Source organism: Pseudomonas sp. WSY_20 (genome assembly GCF_043104335.1).
Taxonomy (GTDB): domain Bacteria; phylum Pseudomonadota; class Gammaproteobacteria; order Pseudomonadales; family Pseudomonadaceae; genus Aquipseudomonas; species Aquipseudomonas parafulva_B.
In genome coordinates this window covers 88,121-106,576 of record NZ_JBICKP010000023.1, presented here as the reverse complement: position 1 = coordinate 106,576, position 18,456 = coordinate 88,121, and the positions used below count along the sequence as shown (strand labels likewise).

At 57.7% G+C, this 18,456-nt stretch carries 15 protein-coding genes and 1 pseudogene; 6 read left to right on the top strand and 10 right to left on the bottom strand.

Features of this window, described 5'->3' with window-relative positions:
- The 4 genes and pseudogenes from ACF8E5_RS08435 to ACF8E5_RS08420 all read right to left on the bottom strand — a co-directional run.
- On the bottom strand, positions 1–1,049 hold a 1,049-nt coding region (locus tag ACF8E5_RS08435; RefSeq protein ID WP_392475137.1), incomplete at its 3' end, for a hypothetical protein.
- 538 nt (positions 1,050–1,587) lie between these two features.
- Positions 1,588–1,851, bottom strand: coding sequence for a DUF3077 domain-containing protein (locus ACF8E5_RS08430; protein ID WP_392475136.1), 264 nt, complete (start codon positions 1,849–1,851; stop codon positions 1,588–1,590).
- Between the two features lie 87 nt (positions 1,852–1,938).
- On the bottom strand, positions 1,939–2,181 hold the full coding sequence (locus ACF8E5_RS08425) for a hypothetical protein (protein ID WP_392475135.1): 243 nt from the start codon (positions 2,179–2,181) through the stop codon (positions 1,939–1,941).
- A gap of 617 nt (positions 2,182–2,798) precedes the next feature.
- A pseudogene (locus tag ACF8E5_RS08420) lies at positions 2,799–3,445 on the bottom strand (hypothetical protein).
- 639 nt (positions 3,446–4,084) lie between these two features.
- Between ACF8E5_RS08420 and ACF8E5_RS08415 the strand changes: the two are divergent.
- Together ACF8E5_RS08415 and ACF8E5_RS08410 are read left to right on the top strand one after the other, a co-directional pair.
- Complete coding sequence (locus ACF8E5_RS08415; RefSeq protein WP_392475134.1) at positions 4,085–8,563, top strand: TM0106 family RecB-like putative nuclease; 4,479 nt, start codon at positions 4,085–4,087, stop codon at positions 8,561–8,563.
- A 37-nt stretch (positions 8,564–8,600) separates the two neighbouring features.
- Positions 8,601–9,260, top strand: coding sequence for an ankyrin repeat domain-containing protein (locus ACF8E5_RS08410; protein WP_392475133.1), 660 nt, complete (start codon positions 8,601–8,603; stop codon positions 9,258–9,260).
- A 61-nt stretch (positions 9,261–9,321) separates the two neighbouring features.
- On the opposite strand, the gene ACF8E5_RS08405 is transcribed toward ACF8E5_RS08410, so the two are convergent.
- A complete protein-coding gene (locus ACF8E5_RS08405) occupies positions 9,322–10,197 on the bottom strand; it encodes a WYL domain-containing protein (RefSeq protein ID WP_196125447.1) in 876 nt (291 codons plus the stop codon).
- Between the two features lie 119 nt (positions 10,198–10,316).
- Here ACF8E5_RS08405 and ACF8E5_RS08400 point away from each other — a divergent pair, with 119 nt between their 5' ends.
- The 4 genes from ACF8E5_RS08400 to ACF8E5_RS08385 all read left to right on the top strand — a co-directional run bounded on the left by ACF8E5_RS08400 (position 10,317) and on the right by ACF8E5_RS08385 (position 12,974).
- Entirely contained in the window at positions 10,317–10,577 is a 261-nt protein-coding gene (locus ACF8E5_RS08400; protein ID WP_144968035.1) for a hypothetical protein, read from the top strand.
- Positions 10,578–10,585: 8 nt separating this feature from the next.
- Complete coding sequence (locus ACF8E5_RS08395; protein ID WP_196125445.1) at positions 10,586–11,638, top strand: ADP-ribosylglycohydrolase family protein; 1,053 nt, start codon at positions 10,586–10,588, stop codon at positions 11,636–11,638.
- A gap of 287 nt (positions 11,639–11,925) precedes the next feature.
- Positions 11,926–12,051: a hypothetical protein gene (locus tag ACF8E5_RS08390; RefSeq protein WP_392475132.1), complete on the top strand. Its 126-nt coding sequence runs from the start codon at positions 11,926–11,928 to the stop codon at positions 12,049–12,051.
- A 185-nt stretch (positions 12,052–12,236) separates the two neighbouring features.
- Complete coding sequence (locus tag ACF8E5_RS08385) at positions 12,237–12,974, top strand: hypothetical protein (protein ID WP_392475131.1); 738 nt, start codon at positions 12,237–12,239, stop codon at positions 12,972–12,974.
- Between the two features lie 118 nt (positions 12,975–13,092).
- Here ACF8E5_RS08385 and ACF8E5_RS08380 read toward each other — a convergent pair whose 3' ends face one another.
- From ACF8E5_RS08380 to ACF8E5_RS08360, 5 genes are read right to left on the bottom strand one after another with little or no spacing between them, the layout of a single operon-like run.
- Positions 13,093–13,989: a hypothetical protein gene (locus ACF8E5_RS08380; RefSeq protein WP_392475130.1), complete on the bottom strand. Its 897-nt coding sequence runs from the start codon at positions 13,987–13,989 to the stop codon at positions 13,093–13,095.
- The gene (locus ACF8E5_RS08375; RefSeq protein ID WP_392475129.1) at positions 13,989–14,729 is read right to left on the bottom strand and encodes a DUF3944 domain-containing protein; all 741 of its coding nucleotides are present in this window, start codon (positions 14,727–14,729) and stop codon (positions 13,989–13,991) included. The genes ACF8E5_RS08380 and ACF8E5_RS08375 overlap by 1 nt, the downstream gene beginning before the upstream one ends.
- A gap of 10 nt (positions 14,730–14,739) precedes the next feature.
- Positions 14,740–15,012 carry a YkgJ family cysteine cluster protein gene (locus ACF8E5_RS08370; protein WP_392475127.1) on the bottom strand — a complete coding sequence of 91 codons (273 nt, stop codon included), beginning with the start codon at positions 15,010–15,012 and terminating at the stop codon, positions 14,740–14,742.
- A 49-nt stretch (positions 15,013–15,061) separates the two neighbouring features.
- Positions 15,062–16,696 (bottom strand): GTPase, encoded by a 1,635-nt coding sequence (locus ACF8E5_RS08365; RefSeq protein WP_392475126.1) that lies wholly within the window; start codon positions 16,694–16,696, stop codon positions 15,062–15,064.
- Complete coding sequence (locus tag ACF8E5_RS08360) at positions 16,693–18,456, bottom strand: dynamin family protein (RefSeq protein ID WP_392475125.1); 1,764 nt, start codon at positions 18,454–18,456, stop codon at positions 16,693–16,695. Before ACF8E5_RS08360 ends, ACF8E5_RS08365 begins: the two co-directional genes overlap by 4 nt.

Here is an 18,456-nt window from a genome sequence, read left to right as displayed (position 1 = left end):
TCGCCGAAGCGGAACAGACGGAACCCTCTAACACTGTACAAACCATTGGGCCCCTCATAGCTTTCCAGTTGCCACGTGGCACTACTGAACACCTCTTTCGGGTAGTCCTTTTCGCTCAACACATAGCTAAGCTCGGTATTGTCTCTGATCTTGATCAGATTGGCGGCGGAGTAAACCCACAAGTCCACGAAGGCCGGCAACAGCATTGCATTGACGAAAACGCACCCAAGTAATGTCAATGCGGCTCGACCGATGCGGCCCATCGCATCGCCCTCTGCCCGGTAAAAGACGATGACCGGCGCCAGGTACAGCGTCATGATCAGCAAGCAGAGCACGATAGCCCAAATGGCTTCCTCATCGCTCTCTCCGCCTCGCCAGGTCATGATGGCTAGCTGGGCGGGCATGACGCCGCTCATCGAAGTGAATGCCAGCAGTACACCGAGCCAGCCAACGACGGCTATGTAAAAGATTTTGCGATGAGCAGGTTTGCGGGGGCCAGGTGGCAGTTCCAGTACTTTCTCGTGCAGGGGCGGATTGCGGCGAAGCACAATCAGCAGCGCACAAATGGCAGCGGCTACGACGATAGGGAAGAAGTAGGCTGGGGCCATGGTGAAACCAAAGATTGCCCCCAGCAGGTTGAGCGATAGCAGTAAATAGCCCCCGACTACGATCAGGCCAAAGCGTAAGGCGAGCTTCTTTTCCAGCTCTCTGTCAACGTTGCATACAGACATGCTCAGCGTGAAGACCCAAGAGGGCACCGATACGACGATCAGCAGAGAGGCGAGTACCAGCAGGCTGAAGAATAACCAGGCAACCAAGTTTGAGGGGTTACCTAACGAGCTCAAAATCAACTCTGGGTGATGGATTACCCAAAGGTACTTGGTGAGGAGCAAGATTGAGATAAGCGTTGAAACTACTGGCAGCCACCATTTGATATCGGCAAGCAGTTTGAATACTGCTTGCCGGGTGGAGTTGGGGGCAGAGGGTTCGGGCGGTGGGTGGGAGGACTGGTTTTGCTGGACGGTTGTGGACGTAGATTCGGCTGTCATGGGTATGTGTTTCTTCCTTGAGTACAGTTTTGTGCTTAGGGAATGCAAAGACACGTTTAGGTGCTTTACACGTAGCCGCCCTTGATATTCCGCATGTTGGGTAGGCATTAGCGTTTCAGGGCAAGCATGGCGATAGGCAACGACACGCGAGGCTAAGGGTAGGGGCAAGGCACCGCAATAGGTACGGCGGATTTCGTGTGTCTTTGAGAAGCGGACTACAAGGAAAGAAAATAATCTGAAAGTTTCAGCTTGCTTTTGAGGTGGAGGCTGTAGGAACGCTAAACTTTCAGTGCTGAGATTACTGGCATGTTGATGCATCGCAATATCCGCGACGTGGCAGAAGGGCGCCCGCGGTGTCTGGATAGTTGTCGCTTCGCCAGAGTAGAAGGCGATAAGAAACGATAACGGCTTGGGCTTGGGCTTGGGCTTGGGCTTGGGTCGTTGGATTTCACGGCTCTTTTATGAGCTCCCGCAAGCTTCACCCACGAGCCATGTCCCGGCGCCATGAGCAGCCTCATTCCGCCGGGGATCTATAGGCTTAGCGCATCATGCCCAGTTCAGCATCGTCTAGCAGGGCTTTGCCGAGTGCGCAGAGGTAATGGGCGGCCCAGATCAGTTTGGGTTTGTCTTCCATCAAGCCTTCGAGCGTGAGGTCGCGGGCGTAACCCATTAATTCCGAAGCCTGTTCGCGTGCGTGTTGGCAAGGGATGCCGGGTTCGATGCGGAACAGTGCGTGGGTGTGGTTTTCGCCCTGGTAGAAGACGGTTTGGCCGAGGGTGCGGGGGGTGTCTGGGGTGGACATGGGTGTGGCTCCCTGAAGTTTTTTGGGCTGGCTGTTTTGTGCTGCGGCTGGGTTACTGCCGTTTTGCTTGAGCCAGGGGCTTGAGGGTTAGTGCGTGGGGTGTCGCGAGGGAGGGTGATGGATTTGCAGGAGGGCGGATTCCAGCAGGCGGCGCAGGCATTCCAGCTCGTGCATGGAGGCCATGATCAGTGGGGCTGCCGGAGAGCGGGGCTGCATGAGGAGGGCTTGTTGGGCCACGGCTTCGGCGCAGAGGGCGTAGTCGGCGGCTAGGGTTAGGGTGTCTTCCAGGGTGACGGGTGTGGGTGGTGGGTCGGGGACGATCTTCAGCATGTTCTGGTCCTCAGTGGAGCGACCAACGCTTGCTGTCAAACAAGTGGTGGCAGCTGTGCATGGGTTGACAGACCGGTGAAGACCAAACCGGCGCACACGAGGTGCCCCACACACAGCCGCCATAGGCAATCCGCGTGTTTGGTCGTCATCAGCCTGTCAAAGCTAGTCGTTGATGTGCAACGACGTGCTGAGACTAAGGCGGTGGAAAAACGACCGCAATGGGAAAGGTGGGTTGGGAGTGTCTTTGGGAAATGGACTACAGGGAAGGGGGGGATTCTGAGATTTTGGGTCGGAAGAGCTACTCGTGAACGTGTTTTCAGAGACGTCCGGCCGTTGGCGGTGCTTCACGGAACACGACATCGGGGCTCGTTTCAAGCGATATTGACCTAGCGGTTTCCAGATCCCAGGCACCAACATGCGCATAAAAGTGATCTGAAACTTCGGTGTGCCGGGGTAATCTGAATTAAGTCAGTAACATATTGATTAATAGTGGGAGTATCGGTTTGTAATTTTGGCTGGAATACCGATTGGAATACTGCGAGAAGTATTCCTGGTTTGCCGATGACCGGCTCGGGCGCCCAGCGTCGGGCGACCCAGGTCCAAGTGTGGTCACTGAGCTAAACAACCACGGGATAACATGCATCACCCCACAATGTATCCGGGTTATCCAACATCAGCAGAATGATGACCGGAACCAGCCTGCCGAGCAGGTTGGCACAGTCGCGCAGTTGATCTCGATTGACGCTGCTGTTCCAAGTGGCACCGCCATGCATGATCTGGTTGCGCAGGGTGTAGATCCGGTTGAACAGCACCCCTAGCACGGCCGCGGTGTTGCGATTGGCCAGTGCTTGCTGCGCGGTTTTACGACCGTTGGTAAAGCGTTCGGTCCACAGTGGCTCGCTGATTTTGCCGTTCTGGTAATCCCAGAAACTCCGAAACACATAAGGGTTGTCAAGCAAGATGCTAATACTGCCAGAGAACTCGGACCACACCAGATTTTCGATCAGGCTGTTCTTGTGCAAGGCACAGAGTTTTCGAGAAATGCCTTAAAGGTGGGCTGTTCGGACAGGCGGAACTCTTCATCAATGTCCGTCGCGTATGCCGAGTTGAAGGCGATCCACAGAAAGATAAAGCGTCCATCAATATCATCAGTCTGCTCAGCGCGGTTCAGCCAGCTCAGTGCTCGATGAGCACGCAAGGTGAGGTTGGGGTGATGGCCCTCACGTTCTTGGCGGTGTCGGGTCTTGAGTGCTTGATGGTCCATGAGGTGATGATCCTTGAGGGGGCGCGCGGTCCGTAAAGAGCTGATGTGTGTCTGAAAACTTTACAGCTAAATGAGCGACTCGCCGCTGGCGCTGGAAACTATATGGCCAGGGCACCCGAACCTGCTCCAATTGTTTACCTGTATGAACAGACAACGTGGACGCAGCCTGTCATTTTGCTTAGGGTATGGCCATTCGACACTACCTGCAAGGCGGCTGGCATGAAGCGTGATGACTTCCTGGCACAACCCGAAGTTGAGGCTTTCATTGAATGGCTGGCAGCCAACTTGCCGGTACTCACCTTCAAGCTGCGATTCAAGTCCAGCAAGTTTGTGCCCGGCGGTTTGACGGTCGATGTACAGGGGATAGAGCAGGTCCTTGAGCATTACCGCTGGAAGGCAAGCTGGCGCGACAGCCACCAGAGCGCGGTCGACTCTGAAACCTGGATGCAGACCCAGGGCTCGCTTAGGCAATTGCGTGAGTGGCTGTCGGCTGGTGTCCACGCCGGTGATGAGCAACAAGCGCTTCAGGCCTGTTTGCAGATTCTGCGCTGGGGCGGCGTGCGGGGCGCCATTCCATTCTTGCATCGGCTGGCGGCCAGCGGCGAGTTGTCGAGCTACCTGAAGAAGATGGCTGGGCTCATGGCGCTCGATGCCGACAATGACCTGGATGACCTCAGCAGTGTCGAGCGTTTCGATTCGGGCCTGACCAAGATTCACGCCTTGCTAGACTTGTCCGGTTCGCCGATCTATGACAGCCGTGTGGGCGCCGCGATTGCCATGTTGTATGCGCTGTTCCGCCAGCAGTGGGCAGGGCGTGGCAAACCTCTGCTGAGGTTTCCGTCCGGCGGCGCGCGTGGCGACCAAATCCGCAACCCCGGTGCGTTTGCCAATTGTTTGGCAGCGCCGCAGTTCTCGGCGATCGAATACGCTGAGTGGGCGCGCTGGCAGGTCCGCTTGGGCTGGATTGTCCGCGCGTTGCTCGGGCGCACAGGCTGGTTTGCCGACCAAGGGGCTATGCCCGCGCGATGCCATGCATTCGAGGCGAGCCTTTTCATGCTCGGCTATGACCTTCGCTGCTTTGGCCTGACACCAGTACCTGAGGCCCAAGCTGTTGGCGAGCAGGGCGAAGTATCGCTGCGCGAGTCTGGCAATAGCGGCTGGGTGCCCACGGGTCATCCTTTTGGCCAGGTGCTCAGTGACTACTTGGCCTTCCGTCACAGCGGTGCGCCAGACAATAAAAACGCGTTCGTTGATTGGCTGGTGGCTGAGCCGCGCAATGGGAAAACGCTCTCACGCGCTACTGCACAGGGCTATTGCTTCCCGTTTTCCATTGACGAGTTTGACTTGTTCGGTCGCTCGCTTGCTGTCCTTGAACGCATAGTTGAAGGTGGTGAGGACGGACTGCGAGCAGCCTTGTCTGGTGAAACGCTCGAGCCGTTCACGGTGGGGGACGAGCGCGTCAGTGTCTGCCTGGTTGATGTATTTATCACTGGCAATGCCTATGCCCGCGCAGAGAGCGACAAGGAACGTGTCGACTACGTCGTAAACGCTGGCTGCCGGTACCGAGAACTCCGCGAGAACACTCATGGCCGTAGGGCGCAGCGTAGGCAAGCACTTCGGCCTGCTCGATGTGCAGCACTTGCCAACGCCCTTGTTCGAGCAGTTCTACCAAGGTTGCTCGCTCGACGCCTGAGCCACGCCGGAGGCACTACAACCATGCAAGCTCGAAATGGGACTCGGCTGTATTCCGCCTCGGACATCTGCGGCTTCCTGGAATGCCAGCATCTGACAGCGCTGGACCTGCAACACCTGGTCGCGCCGATGGAGAAAGCCCCGGCAAGCGAGCAGAACCGCTTGATCCAGGACAAAGGGCTGGCCCACGAAGCAGCATTTCTTGAACGGCTCAAGAGCAACCATGCCCACGTAGTCGACGTCGCTGAGGGTAATCCGAGCTTCCCTCGGCGGGTGGAGCTGACCATCGAAGCCATGCAGGCTGGTGCGGACATCATCTTTCAGGCCTCGCTTCAGGAAGGCGCCTTTATCGGGCATGCCGACTTCCTGCGCAAAGTGCCTCGGCCGTCGGCGTTGGGTGGCCACAGCTATGAAGTGATCGACACCAAGTTGGCCAAGAATACAAAGGCCAAGTTTCTGGTGCAGGTTGCGCTTTATTCGCGGATGCTGATAGCGATTCAGGGCGTACAGCCACAGTTCATGTACATCGTGCTGGGTGATGTTGCGCGTACCGAACAGGCCTACCGGGTTGCTGACTACGCGGATTACCTAGAGCAGGTGCTGCAGCGTTTCACTGCGTTCGTGAACATTGACGGACCTCGGGTCACCTACCCGGACCCGTGTGGGCATTGTGGTTTTTGTGGGTGGCGTGATCGTTGCACTGAACAACGTCTACAGGATGACCATCTGTTGGCAGTCGCTGGTATCAGCCGCTCGCAAATCAAGAAATTACAGGTCGGCGGTGTGACCACCTTGCAACAGTTGGCGGCCAGTGGCGATGACTTGCGTATACCCAAGCTGCAAGTGGAGTCACTGAACAAGTTACGCCATCAGGCGCGCCTGCAGTTTCAGGGGCGCTCCAGCGATACCCCGTTGTACGAGCTGTTGCCGGTCATGGGGCAGCGGCGTGGCTTTGGCCGTATGCCTTCTGCAGTCGAGGGTGATCTGTTCTTCGATATGGAAGGTAATCCTCTGGAGGAGGGTGGCCTGGAGTACCTCTTCGGCCTGTATATAGACGAAGGCGGTGAACAAACCTTCAAAGCTTTTTGGGCGCACAGCCGGGACGAAGAAAAGATCGCGTTCGAGCAGTTCATCGACTGGGTCATCGCGCACCTTGAGCGTTACCCGAATGCGCATGTCTACCACTATGCCAGCTATGAAGAAACGGCCATCAAGCGCCTGATGAGCCAGCACGGTACGCGAGAGGCGCAAGTGGACTGGCTGCTGCGCAATGGCAAATTGATTGACCTTTACAAGGTGGTGCGTGAAGCGATCCGGGTCTCGGAACCCAGCTACTCGATCAAGAACATCGAACACTTCTACATGGCAAAGCGCGACGGTGATGTTACCAATGCCGGTGCGAGCATCGTGTTCTATGAGCGCTGGAAAGAGACTGGTGAGCCAGCATTGCTCGAGCAGATCGAGCGGTACAACGAAGACGATGTGCTTTCTACGTATTTGTTACGCAACTGGCTTGCAACCATAAGTCCGTTGGGCGTCGAGGCTCTTGCCGTACCGCATGCTGAGGGCGAGAAAGCCGTAGCAGAGCAGAAGGAGATCGAGGTTCTGCTGGCAAATTATCGTGATCGACTGCTTGCTGGCTTGCCGTCCGAAGAATGCGCACTGAGCGAAGAGGATCAGGTCAGGGTACTGACCTTCCAACTGCTCGACTTCTACCGTAGGGCAGAAAAGCCGGTGTGGTGGCAGCTGTTCAGCCGCCAGGACATGACGACCGGAGAGTTGCTGGAGGATATCGAGAGCCTCGCCGGTTTGCAGCGTACAAAAACGCCGCCGGAACCGATCAATAATTCGTTCCTGTTCGAATACAGTTTCGAGCCGCAGGAAAGCAAAATGCGTTCGGGATCCCAAGGTGTCATCCCAGAATCGTTGGCCAGTGTGCAACTGGTCAGTCTGGACCATGACGCGTGCCTGGCGACATTCAAGGCCACCGCAAAAAAGGCGCCACCGGAAGCCTTTGACATGATTCCCGGCAGGCCAATACCGTCCACGCCGCTGCGCAAGGCACTGTTTCGTTATGCCGATAGCGTCTTAGCTGGTGAGCAACGCTTCCAGGCGGTGGCGGATTTCCTCTATCGACGCGCACCACGGGTTAAAGGCATCGAGCCAGGTACGCCTCTGCTTAATCAGGACCTGGCAACGACCGATGCCATCAAGCAGGTGGTACGCAACCTCGAGGACAGTGTGCTGTTCATTCAGGGGCCGCCAGGTGCCGGCAAGACCTACACCGGCTCGCATGTGATCGTTGACCTGCTCAAAGCCGGCAAGCGCATCGGGGTAACCTCCAATTCGCACTATGCCATCAACAATCTCTTAGCGGCTGTTGAAGCGCGTGCACAAGTAGAGGGCGTCACATTCAAGGGACTGAAAAAGTCATCGGAAGGCGAGGGCACGGATTTCACTGGCCGTTGCATCCGCTCCATCGAGGACAAAACGGAATTCCTCGACAACTGGGGCCCGGCTATCGACCTGAGCGCCGGGACTGCTTGGTTGTTTGCCGATGCGAGCTTTACCGAACAGTTGGATTACCTATTCATTGATGAAGCAGGGCAGGTGAGCGTGGCGAATCTAGTCACCATGGGCATGGCGGCACGTAACATCGTGCTGATGGGTGACCAGATGCAGCTATCGCAACCTGTGCAAGGCGTGCATCCGGGCCGTTCCGGTGACTCTACACTCGACTACCTGCTGGACGGCACGCCTGCCATCGCGCCCGACCGAGGGGTGTTCCTGGCGCAGACTTGGCGGATGCATCCTCAGGTTTGCTCCTTCATTTCCTTGGCAGTATACGAAGGCCAGCTCACATCGGCGCCGGGTACCGAGCGGCAGTTGTTGCTGCTCGACGGAGAGCGACCAGAAATACCGGACAGCGGGCTGATGTTCTGCGCTGTGGAACATGATGGCAATGGCCAGAGTTCCGAGGAAGAGGCTGCCTATGTCAAAGCGCTGTACGAGTACTTCTTGCGTCAGCGATATGTGGACAAAAACGGTGATGAATACGTGGTTAGCAGTGAAAACATTCTGGTCGTGGCGCCTTACAACCTGCAGGTTCAGCTGTTGAGGCAGGTTCTGCCTGCCGGCGCGCGTGTTGGAACCGTGGACAAATTTCAGGGGCAAGAGGCGGAAATTGTCATCGTATCTATGGCGACGTCGAATGAAGACTACCTGCCAAGGGACATTGGCTTCCTGTACTCGAAAAACCGTTTGAATGTAGCGGTCAGTCGCGCCAAAACGCTGGCTTGCATCGTTGCCAGCCCGGACCTGACGGCCATTCGCTGTCAGACGCCGCAAGACATGAATCTGGTCAACGGCTTGTGTATGGCGATCCGCTATGGACGGGAGGAAAAGCAGTCGTCCCGGTGTGAATAGCGGCCTCGGTGTTTCTATCTATTCGGGAAAACGTGTCATGACTTATCCGCCCGCATTGCTTGCCGTGATGGAAAAGACTCTCAAGACGACGCGCTTCGGCATCGACGACCTGTTGGCGCTAGAAATAGGAGTCTGGCATGCCGCCGTGCTTTTCGACGACACCGAGCACTTGCGGCTATTTGCTCCTGCAGCGATGAACGAGCGCGACCGCGCCGAAAACACGCCACTGGACATCGCCTACCGACTTAACCGCTCGATATGGATCGACAGGTTGGAGGCGTTCGGGGCCGAGGGAGACAAGGCGCTTCTGGACTGGAAAGGCCTCGGCAGCTTTCTGGCCCCTGTCAACCATGTTCGTTTGCACAGCAAACGCGGCATCATCAAGGTGCTCGCCAATCGATACCGGCAGGGCCGCAGTCTGAATGACCGTGATGCGGCAGGTAATACTCCACTCCATTGGCTGGCCGTGCACGGCCACAGCAAGGCTGCGAACTACTTCGCCAACCACTACCGGACGTTCTGCCTGGACCTGAGCGCGAGGAACAACGTGGGCCACACCGCCCGAGACGTTGCCAAGCTGGCGTGCCATCACGACATAGCGGCGCAGCTGTTAATCCGGGAAATCGACAACTACCTGGGCGCGGCATATATCTGGCAGCAGATGTGTGCCGACCGCAGCAGTTACAGCTGTAGCTGAACCTCTGTGAGCGAGCCATCGACCAAGGGCATTGAGCCCCTTGTCTGAGAGACTCGCGATTTCAATCATGCAACAACCACGGCTTCAGCTCTTTGAGGTTGCTCACGACAATTTGCTGGGCCTCGGGGCTCATGGCCAGGCTGCGCCGGTCAATCTGATAGCGCTGCAGCACATACTTCACCAGCGCCCTGCGGCTGGGCACAACCAACTGCCCCTGGGTCATACCGAAGTCCGTCTCGATGATTGCCTTCTGCGCCTCGTTCAAGCGTCCGTCGGGCTCGATGATCACCGGAATCTCGGTGTTCCAGTCTTCATCCAGCTCGCGCGTATTCGGTGAGGCGTCGAGCAAATCCGGCTGCCCGCGCAAGCGGCTCAGCACGAAGTCGCGGTATTGGCCATTCTTTTCGCAGTAAGCCCGCACATGCCAGCGCATGCCGGTGTAGACCAGTGTGTGAGGTGCGATCAGGCGAACCTCGACGTTGGGGGTGTTGAACGACACGTATTCGGTTTCTAGGCGCAGACCCTCACGGCAGGCCTTGAGCAAAGGGCGCAGGACCTCCGGGCGGATGGGTCGATCCGGCACCTCCAGCACCTTGGTGTGCGCATAGGCCAGTGCGAGGCCGTCGATGTGCGGGGCCCGCTCATTGTTCTGGTAGAGCAGATGAAGATAGGCGCTGGCGCTGTCGTCGATGAAGAGCGGCTTGAACTGCTTGCTCGGTACATACCCTTTGAGTTGCTTGTCATATGTCAAGTTTTTGGGCGCATGCTCGGTGATGTAGGTGTTGATGTCCTTGGACGCCTGCTGGCGACTGATTCCAAAGCTCTGCATCAAGTGCCCCGTGGTCAGCCGGCCTTCCCACCAGGCAACGGTCTCAATCAAACGATAGCGAAGTGCCAGGTCCCAGCGTACCTGCTCGACGGATTGCTTGCGTTTCATACCCTCTCCTTGTGCGCGATTACTTTACCTGTATAAGTCTACATTCTAGACGTGTAGTTTTGCATTACATATCTTCGATTTGTCTTCGGAATACTTCGGGGGCAGAAAAGGATATGAGCATGACTATGCCGGAAGTGGTTGCGACAGGGGCCTTGGTGGCGATGGGGATCATCCTGCTGGTGCTGATTCAACAGGCTTTGAAGCTCGGTGAGCTTGGGAAAAAGGTCGAGCACTGTCAGAGGGACCTGCGCTGGCTACAGATTTGGGAAATGGAAAACCGCGAGCTGCGGTCGGCGTTGCGCGCAGAGCGGGAGCATGTTGCGCAGTTGCAGCGCAAGCTGGTGATTTTGCAGGACCTAGCTTCTGGTGAAGGGTGTTAAGGGACGATATGAACAGAATTGAACGGATCAGCGGCTGCCTGCTGGGGGGAGCCGTCGGAGATGCGCTGGGCTCTCCCGTGGAGTTGCTTGAGTGGCCTGTGATCGAGGCCAGGTTCGGTGCGCAGGGCATCAGTGATTTTGCCCAGGCTTACGGCATCACCGGTGCCATCAGCGACGCTACGCAGATGATGCTGTTTACCGCTGAAGGCTTGCTGCGGGCTTTTGTGCTTGGCAGTTCGCGGCAGCCATGCCATGTGCCCAGCGTAATTCACCACGCGTTGCTACGCTGGCTGACGACCCAGGATCATCCCTCGGTGATACCGGTCGTAACGGATGGCTGGCTGATCGAGCATATGGCGCTCTGGTCGCGTCGTGCCCCGGACACCACCAGCCTGAATGCCCTCAAGGCCAGCGGCCGGTTGGGTGCGGTCGCCAAAAACTACAGCAAAGGCTGCGGTGCTTTGGTGCGCGTTGCACCATGCGCATTCTTCGCCAACGCATTCGACTACGCAGCGCAGTCCGGGCGCCTGACGCACGGGCACCCGACGGCCTACTTGGCGGCAGGGCTGTTCGCTGACCTGCTTCAGCGTGTTGTAGATCGGCAAGCCAGCTTGGAGCACGCTGTGACGCAAACTTTGGCCCGGTACGGGAAAGTCCCTGGGATGAAAGATATCTGTGGCCTTGTCGAGCGTGTGCTGTTCTTCTTTTACGAGGGCTATGCACCGACCCCGCATCGCATTGGTAATTTTGTCGATGGCTGGGCTGCCGAGCAGGTGCTGGCGATTGGGCTGTGGTGCGCGCTGACGGCGCCCTCGTTCGAAGAAGGGGTGATCATGGCGGTGAATCACAGTGGTGACAGCGCCAGCACGGGGCTTGTAGTCGGGCACTTGCTGGGGGCGCTGCATGGTGCTGGCGGCATTCCGGCCCGCTGGCTCGAACGCCTGGAACTGCGCCAGGTGATTGCGCAGGTTGCCGAAGACATTGAGCGCGTTCCGCTTGACTACTGTGGGATTGGCGGCGCGTTCGATCAGCAGATCGAGCTGGCTTATCCCGGTAGTTGAATGTGGTTGGTGCAACGAGTTTGTACAGGGACCAAGGAGCTTAAACATGCCCATCAAACCCAGGCCCTTCACTGTTGAATGTGAAGGTTGCGGTTGGACGAAAACAGTGGCGCCGCGAAGTGATGAGTTGGCGCCGGGGGAGTGGGTCGACCATTGCCCGAAGTGTAGGAGCAAGGAATTGAAGGTGCGCGCTGCTGGGTGGTTGGCCGGAACGGTGGCGGAGTTGCTGGCGCGGCGGCGGTTTTAGAGCATGGGCGGGCAAATCAATCAATAAGGAGAATGCAGCCATGAAGAATATCTTTGCCGTTGTTGGGTTTATCGTGATCGTTACCAAGGGGTACGAGTTGTATCGCGAATATAGTGAGATGAAGCGTGAGAAGGCGGCGTGGGAGGCGGGGGGAGAGGCGGTTTGACGCGTGCCGAGTGTGGCATCGACGACTCGTTCGAGGGTATCGGGAAGCTTGTGGTTGTTTGTACCTGTGTACCGGCACTCCATAGGGAAACGGGTTAAGATTGCGGCAATTTGCCAGTACTGGCATGGGAGATGAATACGCGCCCCACGGAACATGGCAAGCAATCAGAAACCAAGGAGGAATAAATGCGAACGCAGGTCATCGTTGAGGATCATGTTCTGCCACAACTGCTCACTTCGGCCATTGAAGCTTACGAAGTGTCACACAGAGCTCATGCTCGAGGGCGAAGCAACAAGAAGCTCGAGACGTTCGGATTGCTGTGGGGATATGCGTTGCCGGTACGTGAGGGTGTGCCGGCGCGCCTGGTCGCGGTGGTCGCCACTGTCGAGACCTCGGCACTGCGGCATACTGACTGGGTGCGACCTGATTTCGAGTCCATCGCGATGAAGCGGGATTTCTTCGGCGAGTATTGGCCGCAGTTGGAGCTGATCGGCACGTTCCACTCGCACCCCTACGAAGATCTGAGCGAGGTCAACGACACCAAAGGGTGGCGCGCTTCGGAGGGGGACAGGGCGTTCTGGCCGGACTTTCATGCATTTGTATGCCCGGACATGGATGAGCTGGCGCATCTGGTGATCGCAATCACTGGGTTGTCTCGCAAGGGTACCGCCGAACCGGATCGCTTGGCAGGTAATGAGTACACTTCGGGTTATGTCGTCAGCGCCGACAAGCGCAAGCTGTGGATCAAGGGCTACACATCTGCGCTTTACGAAGAGATCGACGAGGATGCTCCCTTCGATGAGGCATTCATGGCGGGAGACATCGAGATGGAGCGCTCCTACGATGTTTATGAGGATGAAGATGTACTGCTGGAAATACCCTCGCTGGAGGCGCGCTTCCGACATGAGTTACTGCGCAAGTGAACGCAAGCTGTTCATGCTGGGAAAACACCTGCGGATGACTGGTGAGCGAGCCGCGTTTGATTCAGCCGGGCTGGGGCTCATGTTCGAGCCCCTTTCTCGACTGTGCTGGCTAGTGAACCTACGCAGCCTCGAGCGTTGCCATAGGGCCATAGGGCAAGGTGAGCAGTAGCTGGTTCTCTTGCGACTGAATCAGGTGCCTTGCCTTGTCTTCGATGCGCTGCAGGACCACGGTTTTGTCACCCATGTTACCCCGTACCAGTTCGCGATGTTGAGCATTGAGGAATGCTTTATATTGTTGCATTGCGGCCTGGTAACGCTCTGCGCCATCTTCAAGTATCAGTTGCGCGAACATCGGTTTGCCTACCCGGGCCGCCAGCAAATATTCAGTATGGATGCCGAGCGGCATGACCTCCAGCATCATGTGCGCGAAGTTGACTACCAGCTCGTAGTGTTTGCTGCCCAACTCGTTGCTGTTTTGCGCTAACGCCAGAATGTTGTCGATGAACGACATCGCATGGTTGCGCTTGGCTGCGGCTGACGCCAGCAAAGGGAAGGCCACCTCCTTAATTTCGCTAGCCAGGCTGCGGTCCTTGAGCAAGGTGCGGGCGACTTCGATACTGCCGATGTAGTCGGTGACCTTGTCCATGTAATAGATGATGTTCTGGGTATGCAGTTCTTTGGCGATTTCGTCGACGGTGTTCTGGATCTTGTCGAGTTTTGCCGCCAGGTATTTGGTCTGGATGATCAGCGCACCGAGAATCACGCAGGTGGACGCGGCGGTAGCCATCACGGTGGTCATCTGTGCGGCCTTGAGTGCTTCTTCGGCGGACTTGAACACGGTTTCCTTGAATGGTAGGTGCTGGATGACACCCGTCTTGCCACTGCCCGCCGCGTAATAGGCCACGCCGTCATGAATGACTGCCTTGCCTGCTGCCAGCGCATCGATGAGGGCGTCTGAAAAGGCCGTCTCGTCGAGCACCCAGATTTTTTCCAGAAGTTCTGCTGCTGCCTGCATTAGAAGTGATCCTCTTTTTCATACTGTCGCCGCATGAACGCGATTTGAATGACAGCCGGGATAGTGACCCGGTACGCCGTACCGCTGAGCAGAGGAACGGTGACGGCGATCGCTGCCAAAGGCCCGGCGATGGCCGCTACCGCGCGCCCACCTACCAGAGCCGCAGCACCACCCAGGGTTACCCCGACTGCATTGCTGAATGAAGCAGTGGCGCCCTTGGCAAGCCAGGATGACCACTGCAACGAGCCCAGGCCACCTGAACGAATGGCATTGACGATCGCGACCAGCGGCACCGCCCCGAGCGAGCCGTTCAGGTTCATGTCTTCGGCTGTGCTCCGCTGCTGTTCCGGCGACATTTGCTCCCAGCTCTTTGCCACCAGCTTTTCGATAAGCTGGTTTTCGATGGCGTAGGCGCTGGCTTTGCTGTCGTACTTCACATCGGTCTTGTCGCAGACGTCGCAAAGCATTTCCTTGTAAAGCACACCCTGACGGCGGAACAGGTTGACGATTGAGTCTCCAGCGAAATGTTGTAGCTCACCAGCAACCAGTTGCCAGCAGCGCCGCCATTGATCTGGCTGGCCCTGCAGCTTCTTGAATTGCGGATCGTCGGCGATTTCGCTTGCTCTTCGCTTTTCTCCGTCCTTGTCGAACATGAGATAGGCCGCCAGGTTGCGGATATCGTCTTCCCGGCAATATTGCAGAAAGGCCAGGTCATCATCCGCGCGATAGCTAATACCCATTCTGAAGTCTCTATGGTTGTGTGTTGCAGTTGTCTGTAGAGGCCACGATTGCTCCGGCGTCCTCGCCAACGCCAAGAGCCTGCAATTGCCTGCACCCGGCTTCATTGATTTTTACGAACGTTTCCCAACTCATTGCCTGGCGATAGTGCAGTTCGTACTGCCGATCAATGCGGCAGGCGTCCGGCCGCTGGTCATAGATGCGGCAACCGGCGTTGATTTCATCCAGGTGCCGGCAGACACCGTCGCCGCGGTCCATTGCGGCGGTATCAGCAAGCAGATGCACGCGTCGGCAGCATTCCATGCAGCGGCTGCAGGCAAAGGGCAGTGGAATGTCAGGCATACTCACCCATTGCGGCCTGGCACTGGACCAGGCGTTCGCGGTCTTCACTAAGGCGGCGCTGGTCCTGGCCGAGGCTGCTACGCAGGCTCTGCAATTTGTCCTTGATCTCGGCGAAGTTGGTCTTCAGGTGGGTATCGACCATGGTGTTCAGCGACCGCGAGAATTCCCAGGCAGTCTCATCGGCGAATGCCTGGATCGCCTGGTCGCGACGCTCGCGCTCCTGGGCCTCGCGTTTGGCCTGTTGCTCTAGGCGCTGCTGGTCAGGGTCGCCAGCGAAGGCGGAGTACAGCGTGCTGCCTACTTGGAAAGCAATACCGATGACCGGGATGACCTTGCCGACGATCTGCTCGGCAACCTTGCCCATGGTGACCGGGCCGACGCCTTTGAACAGTGTCGGCAGCCACTGCTTGCCGACTTTCAGCACGCTGACGACATGCTCGGCCTTGAGCATGCTGCTGGCCTGGCGGACGCCGGATTCGAGTAGGCTCAGGTCGATGCCTTGCGATACGGGCGCCTGGTCGGCGGGAGCTTCAGGCGTATCGAGGTCCGGTGCAGCCTGGGTATTGTAGGCCTGTGGCTGTACCTGCACCTCACGAATGACTTCGTCGAGCATCTCGGAAGCGTCTAGGCCCAGGCGAGTGAGTGCGTCTTCAAGCTCGCTGCAGATCTGTTCGTTGGCCTGCCCGATAAGCTGCTCGATCTTGCCCTGAGCGCCATCGATGTTCTGGTTCAGCGCAGTGATCGTGCTCTTGCCGACGTAGGCGGCCTTGGCTTCGATCAACGATTTCAAACCGTGGCGAATATCGATCTCGCGACGCGCGATTTCGCCATAGAAAGCGTCCAGGCGTTTGATCGAGGCTTGGTCCTGGAGTTTGTCCAGCTCGGCTACCGTCGCATCGAGGAAGCTGCGCAGTTCGGTGGCGACACGTGCGACGATGGCCTTCTGCTCTACGGATGCAAAGAACCCGGCCAGATCGCTTTCGAACTTCGGAAAGCCCGAGCTGTTCAGCAGGTTCTGCTTGTTCTCCAGTTTCGCCTTGAGCGCGGAGCGGGCGTTGACCTCGACGATCGGGATATGCCCAAGCACTTTCTGGTTACCGGCCTTCTGCTGAATGCGTTCGCTGAGTTCGTCTTTGATGCGGGCCAGGTCGATCGGGTCGAAACGGCTCTTGCAGTTGAGTACCAGGAAGGTCATCTTGCCGGCAAGTACCAGTTCAAGCAGCACATCGAGGGTTTTTTCTTCCTCGACCACGCCCAGCGGATTGACTACGAAGATAACCACATCCGACTGCACCAGCTGCTCTCGGGTGATGGCTTCATGCTCGAGCGGCGCGTCGATGCCGGGCGTATCGAGCACTTCGAAATCGCCCCAGCGATAGCCTTGCACACGGGCGGTTTCCGGCACATCGGCTACCGCGGCCAGCTCTTGGCCGAGCAAGGCGTTGATCAGCGTGCTTTTACCGGCGTTGTAGACGCCGTACACCATGATGCTCGCGCCGGCCTGGGCCTTCTTCGCCCGGCTCAGTTCGCGAATGCTGGCGACAGACTGCGGGTTGTAGTTTTCACACAGTCCATCCACTTCCTCATAGAGGGCCAGCAGTTGGGTCATCGGGCCTGGTTGGGTCATTGTGCAGTGCTCGTTTCGAGGGTGATGAGTGCCTGACGCAGGCGCTCCATTTCGATGGTCAGGATTTGGCAGTACTCGAGCATGGAGTCCCTCAGCGGCTCGTAGATGCCCCGTACCTGCTCGGTCAGATAGTCTGGTAGAGCATTGGCGTACTGCTCGATGGCCACTTGGCGTTGTTCTTCCAGGTTGTCGCCGACGACCACGTTGTGTTTGGCGCGGATGGCCTCGGCGCCGCGGCCGATCATGCTCGCGGCACTCCCCAGCGAGGCCCCCGCAGCTGCGCCCGCGGGGCCGCCAACGAAGAAGCCAATGACGCCACCGAGAACCGCCCCGCCAGCGCCCCAGGCAGTTTTGGTGCTGCTGCGGGTGCCGCTGGTGTATTCCTTCTCGACCGTAACTTCCCGGTAAGCAGGGATGGCGCCGAGACGGCTGGTGTCGAACGCGCGCTGCAGCGCATTTTGCTGACTTTCACCGATGCCTTTTATGGCCTCACCAGTCAGCTTGCCTAGCACCGTGGCCAGGCGCTTGCGCAGCTGAAACTGCGCGTCGTCGGTGCGGGGCCCGTTGAACAGCTGGTTGATGAAACTGCGCATTTCGGTGACGCCCTTCTGGCTCAGAGTTCGCAGCTCGCGCTCTACCGCCTGCTCCTGCTTCTGGATCTGCTGGTCGAGCGTCTCGGTCAGCTCCTTGATCAGGCTCAGGTCGTCGCAGGTTTCAGCTATAGCCTTGCGCAGGTTGTTCAGAGGGGTGGTCAGCTTGAGATCGACACCTGGGCCTTGCGCCAATGCCTTGAGAGTTTGGTACAAGGTACCCAGGCCACTTTCTTGCAAGTTCGAGGGGTGGCGCTCGGCAAAACGGGTCGAGATAGGCAGGATGGTGACATGGTTGGCAGCGTCATGTTGCATCTCCACCAAGTTGCCGGTGACCTCCAGGATTTGCCGCTGCTGGGTTTCCTTTGACTTCATCAATACTTCGGTGACGAGTTGCCCATCGTCGTCCTCGTCTTCATCGGTGATGTCGCTGCCGGTCAGCAGAATCATCAACGTGCGCTTACCATCGAGCAGGCTGCTGACCTCGCTCATGTCGGATTGGCGGCCCGGAGCTTGCGAGTTCATGGTGTAGAGAATCAGGTCCGCCTGGTCGACATACTTGCGCGCCAAGTCGCCATTGGCCGAATTGGTCGAATGCAGCCCTGGAGAGTCGACCCAGGTGAACCCAGGCAGCTTGAAGCCTTGAATAGAACTGGTGGCCTCGGTGGCACCGACCCTGAATTGCTTGGAACTGTACGCCTCGCCTTCTTTGTCGCCGCTGGCGACGTCGGTTCGGTCATGGGAGAAATATGTGGGTTTCAGAGTAGCATGGTCTTTGAGTTGGGCAGTGGGCTCACTGTGCCCCCAGGCCACGTAGTTGCCCAGCGAGCTCTTGCCCGACTTGACCTTGCCGTACACGAACACCAGCAGGGAATCGTTGTAGTTTTCACGAAACTCCGCGCCTCTCGCACGTATCTCGGCGCGCTCTTCCCAAACACTGAATTGATCCTTCAGGCGTCGCGCCATCTGGGACGCGCCTTCCTTGAGCGGGTTATTTTCGCTGACCGCGCTAGCCATGGTTTCGGTTTGCTGTCGCAACAGCGTGACAAAGCCCGTGCGCAGCGTATCAAAGCGTTGTTGGGCCTGCGCTAAGTCTTGCTTCTTACTGGAAAACTGACCCTGCAGTTGTTGAAAGACCTGCATCAACTCATCGCGAGTAACAGTGCTCAT